This window comes from Mesorhizobium sp. M8A.F.Ca.ET.202.01.1.1 (genome assembly GCF_004791595.1).
Lineage (GTDB): Bacteria > Pseudomonadota > Alphaproteobacteria > Rhizobiales > Rhizobiaceae > Mesorhizobium.
On record NZ_SRUN01000003.1, the window covers coordinates 495,093 to 512,627 of the forward strand.

Annotated in this window: 14 protein-coding genes and 1 pseudogene; 5 read left to right on the forward strand and 10 right to left on the reverse strand. The window is 64.2% G+C overall.

The features are described 5' to 3' along the window. Positions 1–133: 133 nt before the first annotated feature. The 8 genes from EN845_RS10385 to EN845_RS10420 all read right to left on the reverse strand — a co-directional run bounded on the left by EN845_RS10385 (position 134) and on the right by EN845_RS10420 (position 9,486). Positions 134–550 (reverse strand): glyoxalase/bleomycin resistance/extradiol dioxygenase family protein, encoded by a 417-nt coding sequence (locus EN845_RS10385; protein WP_127278410.1) that lies wholly within the window; start codon positions 548–550, stop codon positions 134–136. Positions 551–703: 153 nt separating this feature from the next. Then, complete coding sequence (locus EN845_RS10390) at positions 704–886, reverse strand: hypothetical protein (protein ID WP_023770253.1); 183 nt, start codon at positions 884–886, stop codon at positions 704–706. Between the two features lie 120 nt (positions 887–1,006). Further along, on the reverse strand, positions 1,007–1,306 hold the full coding sequence (locus EN845_RS10395) for a HigA family addiction module antitoxin (protein ID WP_127278412.1): 300 nt from the start codon (positions 1,304–1,306) through the stop codon (positions 1,007–1,009). Between the two features lie 13 nt (positions 1,307–1,319). Then, positions 1,320–1,601 carry a type II toxin-antitoxin system RelE/ParE family toxin gene (locus EN845_RS10400; protein ID WP_127869745.1) on the reverse strand — a complete coding sequence of 94 codons (282 nt, stop codon included), beginning with the start codon at positions 1,599–1,601 and terminating at the stop codon, positions 1,320–1,322. A gap of 134 nt (positions 1,602–1,735) precedes the next feature. Next, complete coding sequence (locus EN845_RS10405; protein WP_127869744.1) at positions 1,736–3,262, reverse strand: ABC-F family ATP-binding cassette domain-containing protein; 1,527 nt, start codon at positions 3,260–3,262, stop codon at positions 1,736–1,738. A gap of 251 nt (positions 3,263–3,513) precedes the next feature. Next, positions 3,514–4,419: a DMT family transporter gene (locus tag EN845_RS10410; RefSeq protein ID WP_127869743.1), complete on the reverse strand. Its 906-nt coding sequence runs from the start codon at positions 4,417–4,419 to the stop codon at positions 3,514–3,516. 276 nt (positions 4,420–4,695) lie between these two features. Beyond that, complete coding sequence (gene uvrB / locus EN845_RS10415; protein ID WP_127279689.1) at positions 4,696–7,773, reverse strand: excinuclease ABC subunit UvrB; 3,078 nt, start codon at positions 7,771–7,773, stop codon at positions 4,696–4,698. A 117-nt stretch (positions 7,774–7,890) separates the two neighbouring features. Then, entirely contained in the window at positions 7,891–9,486 is a 1,596-nt protein-coding gene (locus EN845_RS10420; RefSeq protein WP_127869742.1) for a DUF2778 domain-containing protein, read from the reverse strand. A 527-nt stretch (positions 9,487–10,013) separates the two neighbouring features. On the opposite strand from EN845_RS10420, the gene EN845_RS10425 reads away from it, so the two are divergent. The 4 genes from EN845_RS10425 to EN845_RS10440 all read left to right on the forward strand — a co-directional run bounded on the left by EN845_RS10425 (position 10,014) and on the right by EN845_RS10440 (position 14,908). Further along, positions 10,014–10,883 carry a protein-L-isoaspartate O-methyltransferase gene (locus EN845_RS10425; protein WP_127869741.1) on the forward strand — a complete coding sequence of 290 codons (870 nt, stop codon included), beginning with the start codon at positions 10,014–10,016 and terminating at the stop codon, positions 10,881–10,883. 50 nt (positions 10,884–10,933) lie between these two features. Continuing rightward, on the forward strand, positions 10,934–13,612 hold the full coding sequence (locus tag EN845_RS10430; RefSeq protein ID WP_127869740.1) for a hypothetical protein: 2,679 nt from the start codon (positions 10,934–10,936) through the stop codon (positions 13,610–13,612). After that, positions 13,612–14,544 carry a hypothetical protein gene (locus tag EN845_RS10435; RefSeq protein WP_127869739.1) on the forward strand — a complete coding sequence of 311 codons (933 nt, stop codon included), beginning with the start codon at positions 13,612–13,614 and terminating at the stop codon, positions 14,542–14,544. The genes EN845_RS10430 and EN845_RS10435 overlap by 1 nt, the downstream gene beginning before the upstream one ends. Before the next feature lie 85 nt (positions 14,545–14,629). Continuing rightward, positions 14,630–14,908 (forward strand): hypothetical protein, encoded by a 279-nt coding sequence (locus tag EN845_RS10440; protein WP_127280559.1) that lies wholly within the window; start codon positions 14,630–14,632, stop codon positions 14,906–14,908. Positions 14,909–14,937: 29 nt separating this feature from the next. On the opposite strand, the gene EN845_RS10445 is transcribed toward EN845_RS10440, so the two are convergent. Further along, positions 14,938–16,194: a hypothetical protein gene (locus tag EN845_RS10445; protein WP_127869738.1), complete on the reverse strand. Its 1,257-nt coding sequence runs from the start codon at positions 16,192–16,194 to the stop codon at positions 14,938–14,940. A gap of 144 nt (positions 16,195–16,338) precedes the next feature. On the opposite strand from EN845_RS10445, the gene EN845_RS10450 reads away from it, so the two are divergent. Next, positions 16,339–17,415, forward strand: a complete 1,077-nt coding sequence (locus tag EN845_RS10450; protein ID WP_127869737.1) for a CapA family protein — start codon at positions 16,339–16,341, stop codon at positions 17,413–17,415. 12 nt (positions 17,416–17,427) lie between these two features. On the opposite strand, the pseudogene EN845_RS36075 reads toward EN845_RS10450, so the two are convergent. Next, positions 17,428–17,535: pseudogene (locus EN845_RS36075) on the reverse strand (IS110 family transposase); the annotation flags it as partial.

A 17,535-nucleotide genomic window follows, 5' to 3' on the forward strand; every position in this document is an offset into this window, starting at 1 on the left:
AGAAGTCTTCGCCGTTTCCGATATTTTGACGTTACGGCATGGATCCTATGGTCTACGCCGCGTCGCTTCGCTCCTTGCTCCGCCATAGGATTGTTTGGGCGCATCCCCCTCGGCGAGGGCGCGCACGCTAAGCTTATTCAGTCGGTGCGTTCATTGCCCAGGCGACGCCGAAGGGATCCTTCACCTGGCCCCAGCGGTCGCCCCAGAACATCACCTGCAGCGGCGTGACGATCTCGCAGCCGGCGTCGACGGCGCGTTTCCACCAGGCGTCGATGTCATCCTTGCCGAGATGGAGCTGCAGCGTATAGCCCTGCGCCGCCTGGTGCGGATGGCCGTGTTCCGGATAGGCGTCGCCGAGCATCAGCGTCGAGCCGTTGATGTAGAGGTGGATATGCATGGTGCGGCCTTTTTCATCCGCCGGATAGGCAAAGACTTCCTCGGCCCCGAAAGCCTTCTTGTAGAATTCGGCGGCCTTGATGGCGCCGTTGACCTGCAGATAGGGGGTCAATCCGCCAAGAACCTTGGCGCGGGGCGGGGTCTGGTCGGTCATTCTCGTGTTCCTCTTCACGTTTGGCATGGCCTTGCGGATCATAGGACGGATGAGGTGACGCCAATCCTACAGGGCCCGAAAATTTTTCGCCGCGGCCGGATCATCGGGCACCGGCCGGCTTTTGAGGCCGGTGCATGCTGCGGCTGGCCATGGTCATATGACCTTGGCCGAGGACGTGGCCGCGCGACGGCTGTCGCGGGCATCGAAGATTTCCGGAAAGCCGATATCCTTGCGCAGTTCGGCCGGCAGCGACAAAAGGATGCGTTCGCTGCGGTGACGGGCGCGCGCCGCGGCATACCGGGTTGCGATGCGGCCGATGGATGACAGGACGGACATGATGACTTCTCCCTGGGTTGGCGCCGGCATCATCGTGTCGGCATCCCAAGGACGAGGCAGCAACGGGCGATCCGACAGATTGTCGAATTTTTTCTCTGTTACCGGCGCGGCGCCCTTACGTCAGGCAGCAGTCTCCAATCGTTCGATCGTTTCAAGGTCGGCTCTCTTGGCCTTCCCCTCGACGGCGAGGTCATAGCTTGCCTGCATGTTCATCCAAAACTGCGGCGTGGTCCCAAAAAACTTCGCAAGGCGCAGTGCGGTATCGGGCGTTACCGGTGTCGTCTCGCTGGCTAGGCGCTCGATGCGCGTGCGCGGCACATGCAGCTTTTTGGCCAGCGTGTAAGGCTTCAGACCAAGCGGTATGAGATACTCTTCGCGGAGAATTTCTCCGGGATGGATGGGCGGGTTGATATCAAGCATTTGGGACCTGCCTTCAATGGTAGTCGGTTATTTCAACATCTTCTGCTTGCCCATCCACCCAGTGAAAGCAGATGCGAAACTGATCGTTGATGCGGATCGAATGCTGACCGGCACGGTTGCCTTTCAACGCCTCAAGCCTGTTGCCGGGAGGCGTCTTGAGATCTGACAGTTCGGCGGCGTTGTCGATCATGTACAGCTTCCGTTGGGCCGGTCGGACAAGATCCGAAGGGAAGCCCTTTGGAGCCTTGCCGTTCGAAACGGCTTGGCTGGTCTTGTCCTTGAACGAGCGTATCATCCGTGGGGTTCCGACGGACGTACCATGACATGATACGTTTCAGGAATCAAGAGTACGTCTCATGAAATGATACCAAAGGTGCGCCCTGTCAGTGACAGGCCGAAACTTCATCGGCAATGCATCTTCGTCGCCGCTCAGCCGGTTCCTTCAGCCACTTCGCGGAAGAAACGCTCCGGGTCTTCGACCTCGGTCAGCTTCCGCTTCTCGACCAGCCAGAAGCGGTTGCCGACGGCACGGATGAAGGAGCGGTCGTGCGAGGCGAGCAGGCAGCTTGCCTGGTGCTTCAGCAACTCCTCCTCCAGCGCTTCCTGGCCGTCTATGTCGAGATGGTTGGTCGGCTCGTCGAGCAGGTAGAAGTTGGGATTGGCGAGCCTGAGCGCCAGCATCATCAGCCGCGCCTTCTGGCCGCCCGACAGCACACCGATCCTTTTCTCCTGCATCTCGATGACCACGCCGGCGCCGGCGAGCAGCGAGCGGGCGCGCTGTTCGCCGACATCGTAGCGGCGCGAGACCATGGCCAGCGGCGTGTCGTCGCCGCTGATGCCGGATAGCGCCTGGTCGCTGTAGCCGAGCACGGTCGACGGCGTCACCTTCACATTGCGCACCGCATCCTGTTCGAGGATGGCGTTGCGGATCAAGGTGACGAAGCGCGATTTGCCGACGCCGTTGCGGCCGAGCAGCACGATGCGGTCGCCCTGGCAGATGTGGCGCTTGCCGGTCCTGAACAGCAGCGTGCCGTCGGGCGTTTCCACCGCCGCGTCGTCGAGCGTGATCAGCACCTTGGCGTGCGTGCCGCGATTGGCGAGTTTGATCGCGCCCGCCGATTTTTCGCGATGCGCCGGATTGGCTGCCTCTTCGAGCTTTTCCGCGCGCTGGTTGAGCTGCTTGGTCTTGACCGTCAGCAGGTCGCTGCCCGAATTGATGCCGATATTGTTGAGCTTGGCCGCCTGCCGGCGCAATTGCTGCGCCACTTTCATGTCGCGCTGGAATTTTCGCTCGGTCGAGGCGTCGACCTCGTCCAGCGCTTCCCGGGCCCGTGAGTAGGGTAGCGAAAACACCGGCGACTGTTCCGGACGCAGGAACAGCGTGCGGTTGGTGGTGGCGTCGAGGAAGGCGCGGTCATGGCTGGCGATGATGACGGGCACGTCGCGCGGCAGCGCGTTGAGCCAGGTTTCCAACTGGCTGATGCGGGCGAGGTCGAGATGGTTGGTCGGCTCGTCGAGCAGCAGCACGTCGGGATCGGTGACCCAAACGCGGGCGATCAGCGCCAGCCGCTGCCAGCCGCCGCTCAGCGCCCGCATCTCCCGCTCGCGCATTGGCTCGGGCACGTCGAGCGAATCGAGGACCACGTCGACGCGCCACATCTCGCTGTCGGTCTGCTCCGGTGGCAAGGCATCCGCCACCACCTGGTAAAAAGTACTGCCGAGCAGGGCAGGGGCAACGGACTGTTCGACATGGCCGACGCGCAGGCCGCGCGTGCGGGTGATGTCGCCCGTTGTCGGCTCCAGCTCGCCGGCCAGGCATTTCAACAAGGTCGACTTGCCGCGGCCGTTGGCGGCAACGATGCCGAGCCGGTCGCCAGTGCCGATGCTGAGGTCGAGATTGGAGAAGAGCGGCGCACTCATGGTGACGCCGAGGGATTTGAGGCTGATCAGGGCCATTTTCGATTTCTCTGGTCTGTCCGGAAAGTCCGGGTCAATGCACTTTGACGGTGCGCGTGCCGGCTATCAGGCCAGGCGTTGCACACCACGAAGGGCAGACCAAAAAATCGAAGCGGGAAAAAAACCCGGACCGTCCCTGGTCAGCCCTGCAAGCTAGCTCGCAGGGCAGAAATCGGGCCACGCTGACGATGGTGACGAAAAAACGTAAACACGTGAGCCCTCCTTTCGAGACGTTCGAGTGTGACGACTGGCTACACCAAAGGCGGGGCTGATGGCAAGGCCCCCGCTTTCGCGCGGCGCGGGAAGGGGTCCAGCACCAGGATGCAGCCGCAGATGATCGCCACCGCGCCGAAGCCTTGGGTGACGGTCAGCGACTCGCCGAGCAGGATCGTTCCGGTCAGCACGGCGATCGTGGTCACGGCGAATTCGACGCTGATCGTCCTGGTTGCACCGATTGAGGCCACCAGCCGGAAATAGACGACATAGGTCAATGCGCTCATGACGCAGGCCAGGATCGCCAGGTAAAGGAAGTCGACGGGGCGCGGAATGGCCGGCACCGGCACGACGAGCAGCAGCGGCAGCGTCATCAGCCCACCGAACAGGAAGGCGGCGCTGGTGAGTTCCAGCGAGCCGGCCGAGCGCAGATGGCGATTGGCGTAATTGCTGCCGAAGGCGGCCGAGAACGAACTGAACAGCGAGGCGGCGCAGCCGGTCGCAAAGGATGCGGTGACCGGAACGGCGGGGAAGCCGACCAGGACGACAATGCCGGCAGCGCCGAGCAGCAGCCCGCCCAGGCCACGAACAGTGATGCGCTCAAGCCCCCAGAGCTGGCCGATGATCATCGAGAACAGCGGGATCGCGGCAACCAGGATAGCCGCCATGGCCGTGCCGATGCGCGGCGTGGCATAGGAAAGGCCGATCAGCTGAGCGGCGACGGTCGTCGCGCCGACCACCGCGAAGTGCCGCCAGCCGGCGCTGAAATCCAGCCGTCGCCGCGTCGCGGCGGCAAGCAGAAAGAGCGTGCTGCCGGCAATCAGCGCGCGCAAGGTGACCGCGCCGACCCAGCCGAATGCGTGCACCACCTTGAGCAGGACCAGAAAGGACAGGCCCCACGTGACGGCCAGGAAGATGTAGGCGGCGATGTCTCTGGGTTTCATGGGGGTGGGCCGTGCGGGAGTTTGGTTTCCGAGCGAAGGAGCCAATGCCAAGGCCCGTATAGGTTCGTCCCATGACTGGCAAGGTGCCAAGAAGAGCTGATCTATGTTGGAGGGACAGCGCCCCCCTCCTGCCGGACATCTCCCCCACAAGGAGGGAGATTGGCAGCTTGTGCGCCTCGCTCATTGCGCGACGTTGGAGATTGGCGAAAGCAAAGATGATATCCGATCTCCTCGTGGGGGAGATGTCCGGCAGGACAGAGGGGGCGCGAAGGATCGCTACTTTCCCGGTCTGCCTGTCTTGCCAGGCCGGCGCTTTTCGCGGCGGGCGTCGCCTGGGTCCTCGTAGGAGCCGATGCCGGTGCGCTCGCGCTTGACCGGCTTCTCGCCTTCGATCGGCGTCTCCGTGCGCCGCACGGTCATTTCGTCGAGTGAGTTCTTCTTGAACAGCGGTTTGGTCGCGTCGCCCGGGATGCCGAAATCGGAGCCGTGCGCCTCTTCGGCCGACTGCTTCTTGAACAGCGAGCGCGACACCGCGCCTGACGGGGTCGGCATGTCGGTACCGGGGCCCATATCGTCCAGCGACGGCTTGGCGAACAGCGGCTTCTTCACCGGTACGGCGCCGTCGGCGCCCATCTCGTCGAGATCGGGCTTGCGGAAGAGGTTGGGCCGGGCGGCCTTGGCCGCCTCTTCGGCGGCACGTGCCTGGTCGAGCTTGCGGAACCGCTCCTGTTCCTCAGCCGTACGATGCTTGGCCACGCCCTTGTTGTGCTTGCCTTTTTCGCGGCCCGAGGCCGGACTTTGGCCTTCCACCTCGCGCGCCAGCGGATCGTCGGAGATCGACAGTTCCATCTCGCGCAGCCGCTTGATCTCGTCGCGGATGCGGGCCGCCTTCTCGAAGTCGAGATTGGCGGCGGCGTCGCGCATCTGCTTGTCCAGCGCGTCGAGATGGGCTTTGAAATTGTTGCCCATCATGGCGCCGGCGCCGTCGGTGAACTGCGAGATATCGGCGCGGACATGGTCCTTCTCGTAGACCGAGTCGAGAATGTCGGAGATCCGAGACTTGACCGATTCCGGCGTGATGCCGTTGGCGGCGTTCCACTCCATCTGCTTTTCGCGGCGACGGTTTGTCTCGGCCATCGCCCGTTCCATCGAGCCGGTGACCTGGTCGGCGTAGAGGATGACCTTGCCGTCGACATTGCGGGCAGCGCGCCCGATGGTCTGGATCAGCGATGTCTCCGAACGCAGAAAACCTTCCTTGTCGGCGTCGAGGATGGCGACGAAGCCGCATTCTGGAATGTCGAGACCTTCGCGCAAAAGGTTGATGCCGACCAGCACGTCGAAGGCGCCAAGCCGCAGATCGCGTAGGATCTCGATGCGCTCCAGCGTGTCGATGTCGGAATGCATGTAACGAACGCGCACGCCCTGCTCGTGCAGGTATTCGGTCAGGTCCTCGGCCATGCGCTTGGTCAGCACGGTGACCAGCGTCCGATAGCCGGCGGCCGTCGTCTCGCGGATCTCGCCGACGACGTCGTCGACCTGGCTTTTCGCCGGGCGCACTTCGACGGGCGGATCGATCAGCCCGGTCGGCCGGATGACCTGCTCGGCGAAGACGCCGCCGGCCTGTTCCATTTCCCAGCCGCCCGGCGTCGCCGAAACGGCAACCGAGAGCGGCCGCATGGCGTCCCATTCCTCGAAGCGCAGCGGCCGGTTGTCCATGCAGGAGGGCAAGCGGAAGCCGTATTCGGCCAGCGTCGCCTTGCGCCTGAAGTCGCCGCGATACATGCCGCCGATCTGCGGCACGGTGACGTGGCTTTCGTCGATGAAGACCAGTGCGTTGTCGGGAATGTATTCGAACAAAGTCGGCGGCGGATCGCCGGGCTGGCGGCCGGTGAGATAGCGCGAATAGTTCTCGATGCCGGCGCAGGAGCCGGTGGCTTCCAGCATCTCCAGGTCGAAGCGGCAGCGCTGTTCCAGCCGCTGCGCTTCCAGCAGACGGCCGGCGCGCTCCAGTTCCACCAGACGGTGCTTGAGCTCTTCCTTGATCGACTTGATCGCCTGATTCAGCGTTGGGCGCGGCGTCACATAGTGCGAGTTGGCGTAGATCTTGACGCTCTTCAGCTCCCCGGTCTTCTGGCCCGTCAGCGGGTCGAATTCGGTGATCGCCTCGATCTCGTCGCCGAACATCGAGATGCGCCAGGCGCGGTCTTCCAGGTGGGCCGGGAAGATTTCGATCGTGTCGCCGCGCACGCGGAACGAGCCGCGCACGAAATTGATGTCCTGGCGCTTGTACTGCTGGGCGACGAGGTCGGCGAGCAGGGCGCGCTGGTCGAGCCGGTCGCCGATCTGCATCTGGAAGGTCATCGCCGTATAGGTCTCGACCGACCCGATACCGTAGATGCAGGACACCGAGGCGACGATGATGACGTCGTCGCGCTCGAGCAGCGAACGCGTCGCCGAATGGCGCATGCGGTCGATCTGCTCGTTGATCGAGGATTCCTTCTCGATGAAGGTGTCGGTGCGCGGAACGTAGGCTTCCGGCTGGTAATAGTCGTAGTAGGAGACGAAATACTCCACCGCATTGTCGGGGAAGAATTTCTTGAACTCGGAATAGAGCTGCGCGGCCAGCGTCTTGTTGGGGGCCAGGATCAAGGCAGGGCGCTGCGTCTCCTCGATCACCTTGGCCATGGTGAAGGTTTTGCCGGAGCCGGTGACGCCGAGCAGCACCTGCGTGCGGTCGTTGTTGTCGACGCCTTCGACCAGATCCTTGATGGCGGTCGGCTGGTCGCCCGCCGGTTCGAAGTCCGACACCATCTTGATGGCGATGCCGCCTTCGGATTTCTCCGGCCGGGCAGGGCGGTGCGGCGTCCACAGCACGCCGTCCTTGTGCAGCGGATTGCCGGATTCGATCAGAGCCGAGAGCGCGGCCACGGTGGCGGTGACGCCACTGGACGACATCGTCTCGGCTTCTTCCAGCGAGATGTCGAGCCCGGCGACCGGATTGAGGCCGGCCGCCGTGCGTTCGCGGGCCGACGCGGCGCCGCCCATCGAGGTGCCGCGCGCGGTGCGGCCCGGCGCCGCGGAGCGCTCTGGAATCTTCTTCGGCGACTTGGCGCCGCCGCCTTTGCCCGCGGCGCGGCCTTCCCGTTCAGCCTCCTGTTCGATCTGCTCGGCCCAATCCGCGATCGAACCGGTTAGCGGCGTGCCCGTCAGCTCAGCCTGCGGCATCTCGGCGAAGCCGCCCTTGTGCAGCGGCTCGGACGCGTCGAGGAAATCGGTCAGCGGGCTGCGCCGCTTCGGCGCGGCGCGGTCGTCATCCGCCGTCGGCGGCGTTCTTTTATCGGGGGATTTGGCCATGTCCCGAATATGGGAGGTCTTGGCGAAAATGGAAAGAGCGCGATGAAGGCTGGCCGGCGGGCGCGTCATGCTCCTGACAGAAGGCTGTCAGGAGGTGTCGGTGGGTTCCGCCTTATCTCAAGCGCCGCTTCCGTTCGACGCGACCCGGGTCGCCGATCCCTTCAGGCGATCCACTACGACGAGGCGTGTAACCCTGCCCTTCTTGAAGGCGGCGAGGAAGCGGGCATAGTCCCGGAAGACGACGCAGCCATTGGATTCGGCGCGGCCGCCGCGCAGCATGTAGGTATGCGCGAGGAGGCCGTTGCGGTTGTATTTGTTGCCGCCGCTCGTCGGTGTCAGGCGGATCGCCTCGACGCCGTGGAAGCGGGATTCGCGCAGCGACAGATTGTAGGTGTCGGGCGGCGTCGGACCACGGTCCTTCACGTGGACATAGCGCGGCTGGTCAACCATGGCGCCGAGGCCGGAATGCGCTTCGAGCCGCTGGCCGTCCGGCATGTAGACGGTCTTGGCGCTGATGTCATAGACGGCCACGCCATGGCCAGCGCCGCTTCCGGCACTGGGGCCGTTGAACAGGTTCCTGAACGCCTGGCCGAGGCCGCCCGCAGGGGTATCCGGCTTGGCATAGGCCAGCACGTCGCCGTTTTCGCCGGAGCGGCCCTGGCGGGCAGGCTGCCTGGCCACCTCGACCGGCTTTGCCTGAGGTGCAGGCTTCTGTGGCAGTGCCTTGGGCTGCGGAGCCGGCTTGTCCTGCTCCACGACCTTGGGCTGCGGAGCCTCATATTGCGGGCGGCGGGTCGGCAGCGGGACGCCGTCGGTAAGCGCATCCGGCAGCGAGGCGGCGTCGCCGGGCTGTTCCTGCTGGGTCTCCACCGGCGCAACCGCGACATCGGGTGAGGATTCTGTCATCGGCAGCGGCGAGGCGAAGGCTTCGTCCTCGACCGGCATCGACTCGACGAGGGCAAGCGCCAGCTGCGCGTTGTCGGGCGTTTCCGACTGGGCAAAGCCCGTCGGCGCCGGCGCGGTCTGCACGACGGAACCCGTATCGGCGCGGGCGAAGCGTTCCGCCGCCGGAGCCGGCATGTCGTTGGACAGGCTGGCCATGACCTGGACGGACGGCACGAGAGACGCCTCGGTGACTTGCTGGGCGGCGGTGGAAATAAGGGGATGGGTGCTGGCTGGGGCCGCCGGCTTTCCCGCACCGGCGAAGGCGGCGGCAAGCTTTGTCGGCGACAGCGACGCTTCCATCAGCTCGAAGCGTTGCTGCGATTTCGACTTCGCCGGCGTTGGTTTGACCTGTGCCACCAGACGCGCGGATTTCTCCGCCTTGGAGGTTACCGCGGCCAGCTTGAAGCAGCTGGCGCCGCACTGTACGGCATGGTCGTGCAGCGCCTGCGCGCCGCCATGGGCATTGGCCATCACGAACGGCGCCGAAGAGCTGAGGAAATGCTGTTTCAGCGGATCGGCGAGAGCGAGAACGCCCGGCATGGACAGCGTCTGCGGCAGGCCTGCCGACGTCGCCGAGAGCGAGGCGCCGACGGAGCTGAGGCCGGCCATGGTGCCGATCAGCCATAGGCCGACGGCAACGCCGACGCCTGGCACAGCGACCCAGGGGACAACCCGTTCAGGGGTGAAGGATGAGGCACGTGACGCTTCGACAGCGGTCTCGCCGCCCCAACGCCTGTCCCCGACAATTTTACGACTCAAGAACGCCATGCAACCAATCTTGCTCCAATCGGCTCCCACGTCCGCGGCTGTGATAGCCGCGACGACCATTCTGTGAGTGATCCCAGGTGGTCCCCGACGCGTTTGCCGCGCCTGTCGTTAGTTGCCGATTGCTTCAAAATATGGACAAAGTTGGTTAACCAATCCCTCTCAAAACCAATCGAGAGACGTGGACTTTGTGCCGAAAAAGGCTCGTCCACGACCATGCACGCGGTATTGCAGCCCTTCCAAGGCTGTTTTGCTGCCTGTTTTTGCCTGTCGAGTCAAGCAAAACAGCCCTTGCTAATCCTTGCAAAAACACGATCGAGCGCTTCCCGCGGCAATGAGGCGCGCCGACAGGCATCGGCCGCGCCGCCGCGAACGCCACCGGGTGCCCGCGACTACTGTTGCCGTCCTGCCACAATTTTTCGGCCTGGCGGATCGACTTCCGGCGGCCGATTGACTCGTTTTGGGAGGCGGTGCAATCCGGTCAAGTGCTTGGTTTCAAGGTGGCAAAGGTCACCTTTGGAGGCTTTTCCATGAAGCGTCGGGACTTCTTGGCGCTGTCGGCGGGAGCCGCGGCGTTTTCCATTCTTCCGGCCGCCGTCAAGGCTGCCGTGCCGGTTCCCTATGACCGCAATGCGGAGGTGCCGTTCAAGGATAAGAAGTCCTTCATCGACTGGATGGTGGCCAATCGCGGCGAGGATCCGAAGTTGCTGGCTGAGCGATTCGATCGCTTCCAGATCATGGTCTACAACAAGGACGTGCTGGACGATCGCAACAAGCGCGCCTTCCTGCTGACCCCGCGCGAGGAGTTCGTGCTGCCGCAGAACCTGGGCCGCGCCTATGATCATGCCTTCCTCGATATCGGCTATGGCGTGACGATTTCAGGCCCGCACCTGGTCGGGCGCATGACGACGGCCATCGACGTGCAGTTCGGCGAAGCCGTGCTCGAGATCGGCACCGGCTCGGGCTACCAGTCGGCCTATCTGGCCAACCTCACCGACAAGGTGCACACGATCGAGATCATCAGTCCGCTGGCGCAGCGCACCCGCCGTATCTATGACGGGCTGATCGAGCGCGGCTACAGCGAATTCGGCGCGGTCACCAGCCGCAATGCCGACGGCTATTATGGCTGGGAGAGCGTCGGTCCTTTCGACAAGATCATCGTCACCTGCGGCATCGACCATATTCCGCCATCGCTGCTGCAGCAGCTCAAGCCCAATGGCGTCATGGTCATTCCCGTCGGTCCGCCGGGCGCCCAGCATGTGCTCAAGGTGATCAAGCAGCAGCTTGCCGACGGCACGTTCAACATCGTCCGCTCGGACATCTACAACGGCAAGGTGGTGCCTTTCGTGCCCTTCACCAAGCTGGAAGGCGACCAGATCGTCGGCACGCATAACGGCTGAGTCGCCGCGCGGCGGCACCGGCCTTGCTGAATTCGCATCGAGGGGCCTGAATGGCAGCCGTCGCATCGATCTCTCGACCAGGCATCGCCTCGCTGGAGGCGCCACGGCTTGCGCATTACCTCGCGGTCGGGCTGATCGCCGGCGCCATCATCGCCCTGCAAATCGCCGTCATGCGGGTATTTGCCGTGGGCAGCTGGTCGCATTTCGGCTCGCTGGTGGTCAGCCTCGCCATGCTTGGTTTCTCCTTGTCCAGTGTCGTCATCTTCGCCGGCAAGGGTTGGTTCGATCGCCACTGGCAAGGCGCCGCAACGGTGGCCCTGTTGCTGATCGGCCCGCTCGCCGTCGGCTCCAACCTCATCGCCCAGACGGTGCCGTTCAATGCCATCTTCCTGGTGTCCGATCCCCAGCAGAAATGGCGGCTGCTGGCCAATTTCCTGCTCTACCTCCTGCCGTTCCTGGCCGGCGCCTTCTTCCTCGGCATCGTCTTCCTGAAAAGCCGCACCGCCTTCGGCCGCGTCTATTTCGCCGACCTGACCGGCTCGGGGCTTGCCGGCCTCGTCGTGCTGGTGTCGCTGTATCTGTTCGCGCCTGAAACCATCATCGTCGTGCCGCTGCTTTTGTGGGCCGCCGGTTCGCTGCTGTGGTTCGCCGCGTTCGGCGCCTGGAAGAGCGTTGTCGCGGGCCTGGTAGTCGCGGCGCTGTCGATATCAGGCTACCTCTTGCTGCCCGGGCTCACAGGCATACCCGACATCACCGTCTCGCAATACAAGGGTGTCGCCTATGCCCGCAATTTTCCGGACGGCAAGCGCATCTACCGCAGCGTCTCGCCGTTCGGCGATTTGCAGGTCTATGCCAGCTCCTACATGCATTTCGCGCCGGGCCTGAGCGACAACGCCGCCTTCGGCATGCCCGAGGTTCCGGCCAACACTTATGTCGGCATGTATCGCGACGGCGACGGGCCGGAAGGCATCATGCGCAACCTGGCGCCGGCCGAGCAGGTCTATTTCCGCTATCTGCCGATGCACTATCCCTATGTCATCAAGGAGAAACCCAAGACATTCGTTGTGCAGTTCGGCGGCGGCATTTCCACACAGGCCGCGCTCAATGCCGGTTCGACCTCGGTGACCGTCGCCGAGAGCAACCCGATGACGTTGCGGGCCTTCCGCGATCCGATCCTCAGGGATGTCACCGGCAATATACTGGCGGAACCGCGGCTCAAGGTGATCGACTATGACGGGCGCCTGTTCCTCGCCAATACGGCCGAGCGCTACGACGTCATCGACCTCAGCCTGGCCGACAGCGTCGGCCTGTCCAATCCCGGCGGCTTCGCCATTTCGGAGAAATACGCCTACACGCGTGAGGCGATGCTGAGCTACATGCACGCGCTTGCCGATGGCGGCGTGCTGTCGATCACCTTGTGGAACAAGGAAGAGCCGCCAAAATCGGTGCTCAAGCTTTATTCTACCGTCGCCGAAGCGGCGGAGATTTTCGACCGCCAAGGTGCCGCCAACGATGTCTTCGCCGTGTCGAGCTATCTCTCCACCACGACGGTGCTGTTCAAGCGTGGCGGCTTCACGGAAACCGAAATCAAGACGCTGCGCGACTACACCAAATCGATGTCCTGGGAGGAAGTCTATTATCCAGGAATGGTTTATGACGGCTCGGGGGCGCAGAAGGTACTCGATGATTACCGCGCGTCGATCTTCGGCAGCGGACAGGACGCGACGCTCACCCAACCCGCCGACCCGACCACGCCTGCAAATCCTGACTGCGATCCGACCGCACCCGCCGATCCGACGCTCGATGCCTGCGCGGATGCCGATGCCGGTCCGCAGGTGTTGCCGGCGACGGAACTGCAGCGCATGACCTGGCACGCACTTCTGACCGGCGGCTGGGAAAAGCTCGCGAGCGACTATGTCTTCGACGCGCGTGCGCTGAGCAACGATCAACCTTATTTTGCGGCCTATGTGAAGGTCGCCGACCTGCCGCGCACGCTCGACCGGCTCGACCTGTTCCAGGACGATTGGGGCTATCTGCTGATCTGGGCGACGCTCGGCATTGCCTGCATCACGGCGGCGTCGCTGGTGTTGTTGCCGGTGCTCTTCGGCTGGCGCATCGTGTTCTCGCGCTCGCGCGGGAAGCTCGGCACCATCCTCTATTTCGCCTGCCTCGGCCTCGGCTACATCATGGTCGAGGTCGGGCTGATCAGCCGCTTCACCGTGGCGCTGGCCAATCCGACCGTTTCGGCCTCGGTGCTGATCTCCTCGATGCTGGTGTTTTCCGGTCTCGGCAGCCTGTTCGCCGAACGCATCTTCGACCGCGCCCGAACGCTGCTGCCGGTGGTGCTGCTGGCCATCTGCGCGCTGCTGCTGATTTACGGCTTCTATCTGTCGCCGGTGCTCGACTGGATCGGCGCCTATCCCTATGCGGTGCGGTTGCTGCTCTGCTTCCTCTTGGTGTCGCCGCCGGCCTTCCTGATGGGCATGCCGATGGCCACCGCCATGACCTGGCTGGCGCGGCTCGGCAAGGAGCATCTGTTCGTCTGGGCCTGGGGCATCAATGGCTGCTTCTCGGTGATCGGCTCGGCCGCGGTGCCGATCGTCGCCACCAGCTTCGGCCTCAGCGCCGTGCTGCAATGGGCTGGGATCGCCTATCTCGTCGCCATTCCGGCCTTCTTCGCGGTGCTGTTGCCATCAAGGGCGCCGGCTCTCCGGGTGGTGCCCGCTTGATGCCGGACCGGCGCGCCATCGTCGCCGGACTGCTGGCCACGGCGGTATTCCCGGCCGCAAGCCAGGGCGCGCACTCGCACAAGGCGATCTCAACCATCGTGCCGTTCAAGGCGTCGCCGTTTCCGTACCGGGGCAAGCTGCCCGACGGCTCCGCGCCGTTTCTCGACGTCGATGCGAACGGCCGCCACGGCCACACCTCGCCGCGTGGGGGAATCTACTGGGAAGACAAGACCTATTCGGACCGCTCGACGCTGCTCGCGATTCCCAAAGGTTTCGATGCCGCCAAGCCTGCTGTCATCGTCGTGTTCTTCCACGGCAACGGCGCGACCTTGCGGCGCGACGTGGTCGGGCGCCAGTGCGTGGTCGCGCAGGTCGAGGCTTCAGGCCTCAACGCCGTGCTGGTGGCGCCGCAATTTGCCCGCGATGCGCAGGATTCCAGCGCCGGCAATTTCTGGACGCCGGGCTATTTTTCCGGGTTCATGGCCGAGGCGGCGCAAGGCCTGGCCAGGCTGACCGGTGCCAAGGCGTCGAAATTCGATGCCATGCCGGTGGTGCTGGTCGCCTATAGCGGCGGCTACAATCCGGCCGCTTCCGTGCTTGGGAATGGTGACATTGGCGGCCGCCTGCTCGGCGTCATCCTGCTCGACGCCGTGTTCGACGAAGCCGACGTCTTCGCCGACTGGATCGCGCATCACAGGAAGAGTTTCTTCGTCAGCGCCTACGGCAAATCCTCGGCCTCGGGCAATGCCGAGATCAGGCAGGCGCTGGCAGGCAAGGGCATCACTGCAAGCGCCGATCCGCCGCGGCGGCTGGAAGCCGGCACCATCGCTCTGCTCGCCTCGGAAGCCGCCCATGACAGCTTCGTCACCAAGGCATTCGTCAACAATCCGCTGCAATGGCTGCTGGCCCGGCTGCACGGGTTCACGCGCTAGACTAGGACGCGTCGATATCAGACCGGCTGAATTCGATCAGCCCCTGGCACTTGAAAGGTTTGGTTTTGAAGCTTAGTGCCCGGCCATGCTTCTGACCGTTATCGTCATTGCCCAGATACTGGACCCGCTCAGGATCGTGCTGATCGCGATCGCCTATTTCCTCAGCCTCAGGGTCAAGCAGCCGAGCGCGGGCTGGCTTGGACTGGTGGCGGCAATTGTCATCATCGCCATCTTCTATCCCTTCGTAATTCTTGGTCAGTCCGGCGATATCGCCTGGATGAGCGGCGCGGTCGGCGTGATATCGAACGCGCTGATAGCGGCGGTCGTGGCCGGGCTCCTGCGTCTCCAACGCCGTTTCTTCTGATCGTCAGTGCGGTTCGAGGCGCTTAGTCCTCAATTGAACCACAGCGCGAACGTCAGAAACCCGCCGCCGCCGAATTCGCGCTGGATCAGGTCGAAATCGTCGCTGGTCAGGATCTTGCCGGTCTCCAGATAGGGTGCGATGCCGGGGCCGGTGATCGACAGCACCAGGTCGAAGGGCTTCGGCTCGTCGAAGAAGCGCTTCATGTTGATGCCCTTGCCGGTGATGCGGAAATGCGGCAGCAGCGCCCGGCCTTCGAGCAAGTCCTCGGCCATGGTCAAGGTGGCGAGCCAGGCCTGGACCTGCTCCTCGCCGACTTCGAGGCCGGTGAGCTGGTTTTCGCCCTTCTGCTGCGGGCCCGGCAGCCATTCGCGGTCATTGTCGGTCTCGGCGCGGATCGCTTTCCAGTCCTCGCGCGACAGCCGGATCATTTCGAGCAGCTCCTGGCGCGCCGCCTTGCGGCGCTCCGGCTCGATCACCGGCCAGTTGATCATGTGCACCATCGAGATGAAATCGGCGATGCGCCATTCCGAGGAGAACATGTTGCCGCCCATCTCGCTGGGCGGCGGCACGAGGATGTCCTGCAATGGCAGCTTGGCGCGCGGGAACAGCATGTGGAACGAGCCGTCGAACGTGCCCCTGAAATCATGGGCCAGCCAGAAATCGGCCTGCGCCATCAGGAACTCGGCATAGCCCTGCAGCCAGTAGCCGTCAGCGCGGTCGAAGCGGAAGGTGAGCGCCGGTGCGGCGCCGTCTGGCGCCATGCCGCCGTGCGACAGCGCCGCCATGATCGCCGCCATGCTTTCATCCGGTGCGATCGTGCCGTCCTCGTTGAGGTCGATGCCGACATGGGTGAGGTCGATGACCATGCCGATATCGGCGTCGGCCGGCACCGAACCCAGCGTCGCCGCGGACTTTGCCAGCCGGTCGCGGAAGGCGACCAGGATGGAGCGGAACTCTTCGTAGGTCAGCGGCTCGGGGTTGGGGTTTGTCGGCACCGGCAGCTGCATCAGCGGCAGCATGAAGGATTGCGGGCTCTCGAAGCCATGGCGGTGCAGGCCGCTCGCCAGCAATTCCAGTGCGGTGAAGAACTCGCCGGCGCCGGCGGCATAGGCCGAAGCCGGATCTTTCGGCGCAGCCGCTTCCAGTGTCGACAGGGCGCCGTCGCGCGCGGCCACGGTCTTGGCTTCGAACAATGCGGTTGCCGCTTCGGGCATGGCGGCGTTAGCCGAACACAACGGTACAAGCAGAATAAAGGCTGAGGCCAGCAGGCTCGCAACTCGTTTCATGTTCCCCCTCCAGGTGCGTTTCGCGCCGGCGACCATACACGAATTTGCCGTCCGCCGTCTGCCGGTCTCGGCGCATGATTGTCGCCGGATGGCTTCAACTCGCCGGACGGACGGTCTACACAGGGCAAGCAAATTGGGCGTCGCGTGTCGAACTATCCGCTTTCCTACAAACTGTCCTGGCTGCCACGATTCCTGAAGCCGTCGCTTGGCGGCGACGCCAACGGGTTTGCCCCGGCGGCGGGGACGCTGATGGACCCGTCGCCGAAGCAGATGGTGCGGCTTGCCTTCGTCGGCGACATCTCGGCCGTGGCCAACCGCAGCGCGCCGGCGTGCGATCCGGCGATCAAGGCGCTGCTCGGCACTGCCGACCTGGTGATCGGCAATTGCGAAAGCCCTGTTGTTGACAGGCCGAGCGCGGTCCTGGGGACCAAGCTCGGCACGCATCATGCGATGAGCGAACGCTTTCTGGTGGAGGCATTGGCGGCGGTCGGGATCGAGCGCGAAAAACTCGTGCTGTCGCTGGCCAACAATCATGTTTTCGACCAGGGTGTCGCCGGTTTCGACGCGACGGCGGCCACGTTGAGGCGGCTCGATATCCGCACCATCGGCCTGGCCGTCACTGGTCCGGTCGAACGCTTCGCGGTCGGGCCGATCGCTCTCGGCTTCGCCGCTTTCACGCTCTGGCGCAACGCCGACGAAAGCCTGTTTGCCGGCCGCGTCTTGATGGAAGGCGATCCGGCGCGCTGGCCGCGCGAGGCGAGCGCGGGGATCGATCTCCTCTGTGCGGTGCCGCACTGGGACTGGGAATTCCGGCATTTTCCGCGTGCCGGAACGCGGGCGCTGGCGCGGCGGCTGGCCGGGCACGGCGTCGGGCTGATCGCCGGCCATCATGCCCATGTCGTGCAGCCGGTGCAGCGGATCGGCGAGGCGATCGTCGCCTATGGGCTCGGCGACTTCCTCGGCACCGCTTTTGCCCGCCAGCCATGGCCAGGGCGTATCGGCGGGATTTTCATCGTCGACGTCAGTGCTGAAGCGCAGACGCGCGGCAGGGTCGCCGCCTATCGGCTGCTTCCATTCATGCGGCTACGCGTGGGCGACCATGAGCGGCTGGTGTCGGTGGAGGGGCTGGAGGGGGCGATGAGGGAGAAGGTTGAAGGGCGGTTGAGAGCGATCTTTCCTTCTCCCCCTGTGGGAGAAGGTGGCCGCGAAGCGGCCGGATGAGCAACTGTGTTTTCAGGCTTTGTCTGGATACCAGGGTTGGTTGTGTCGAAGCATGGCGCTGAGGATGGTCATAATCTTTCGGGCCACGGCGACGATGGCGACCTTTGGTTGCTTACCGTT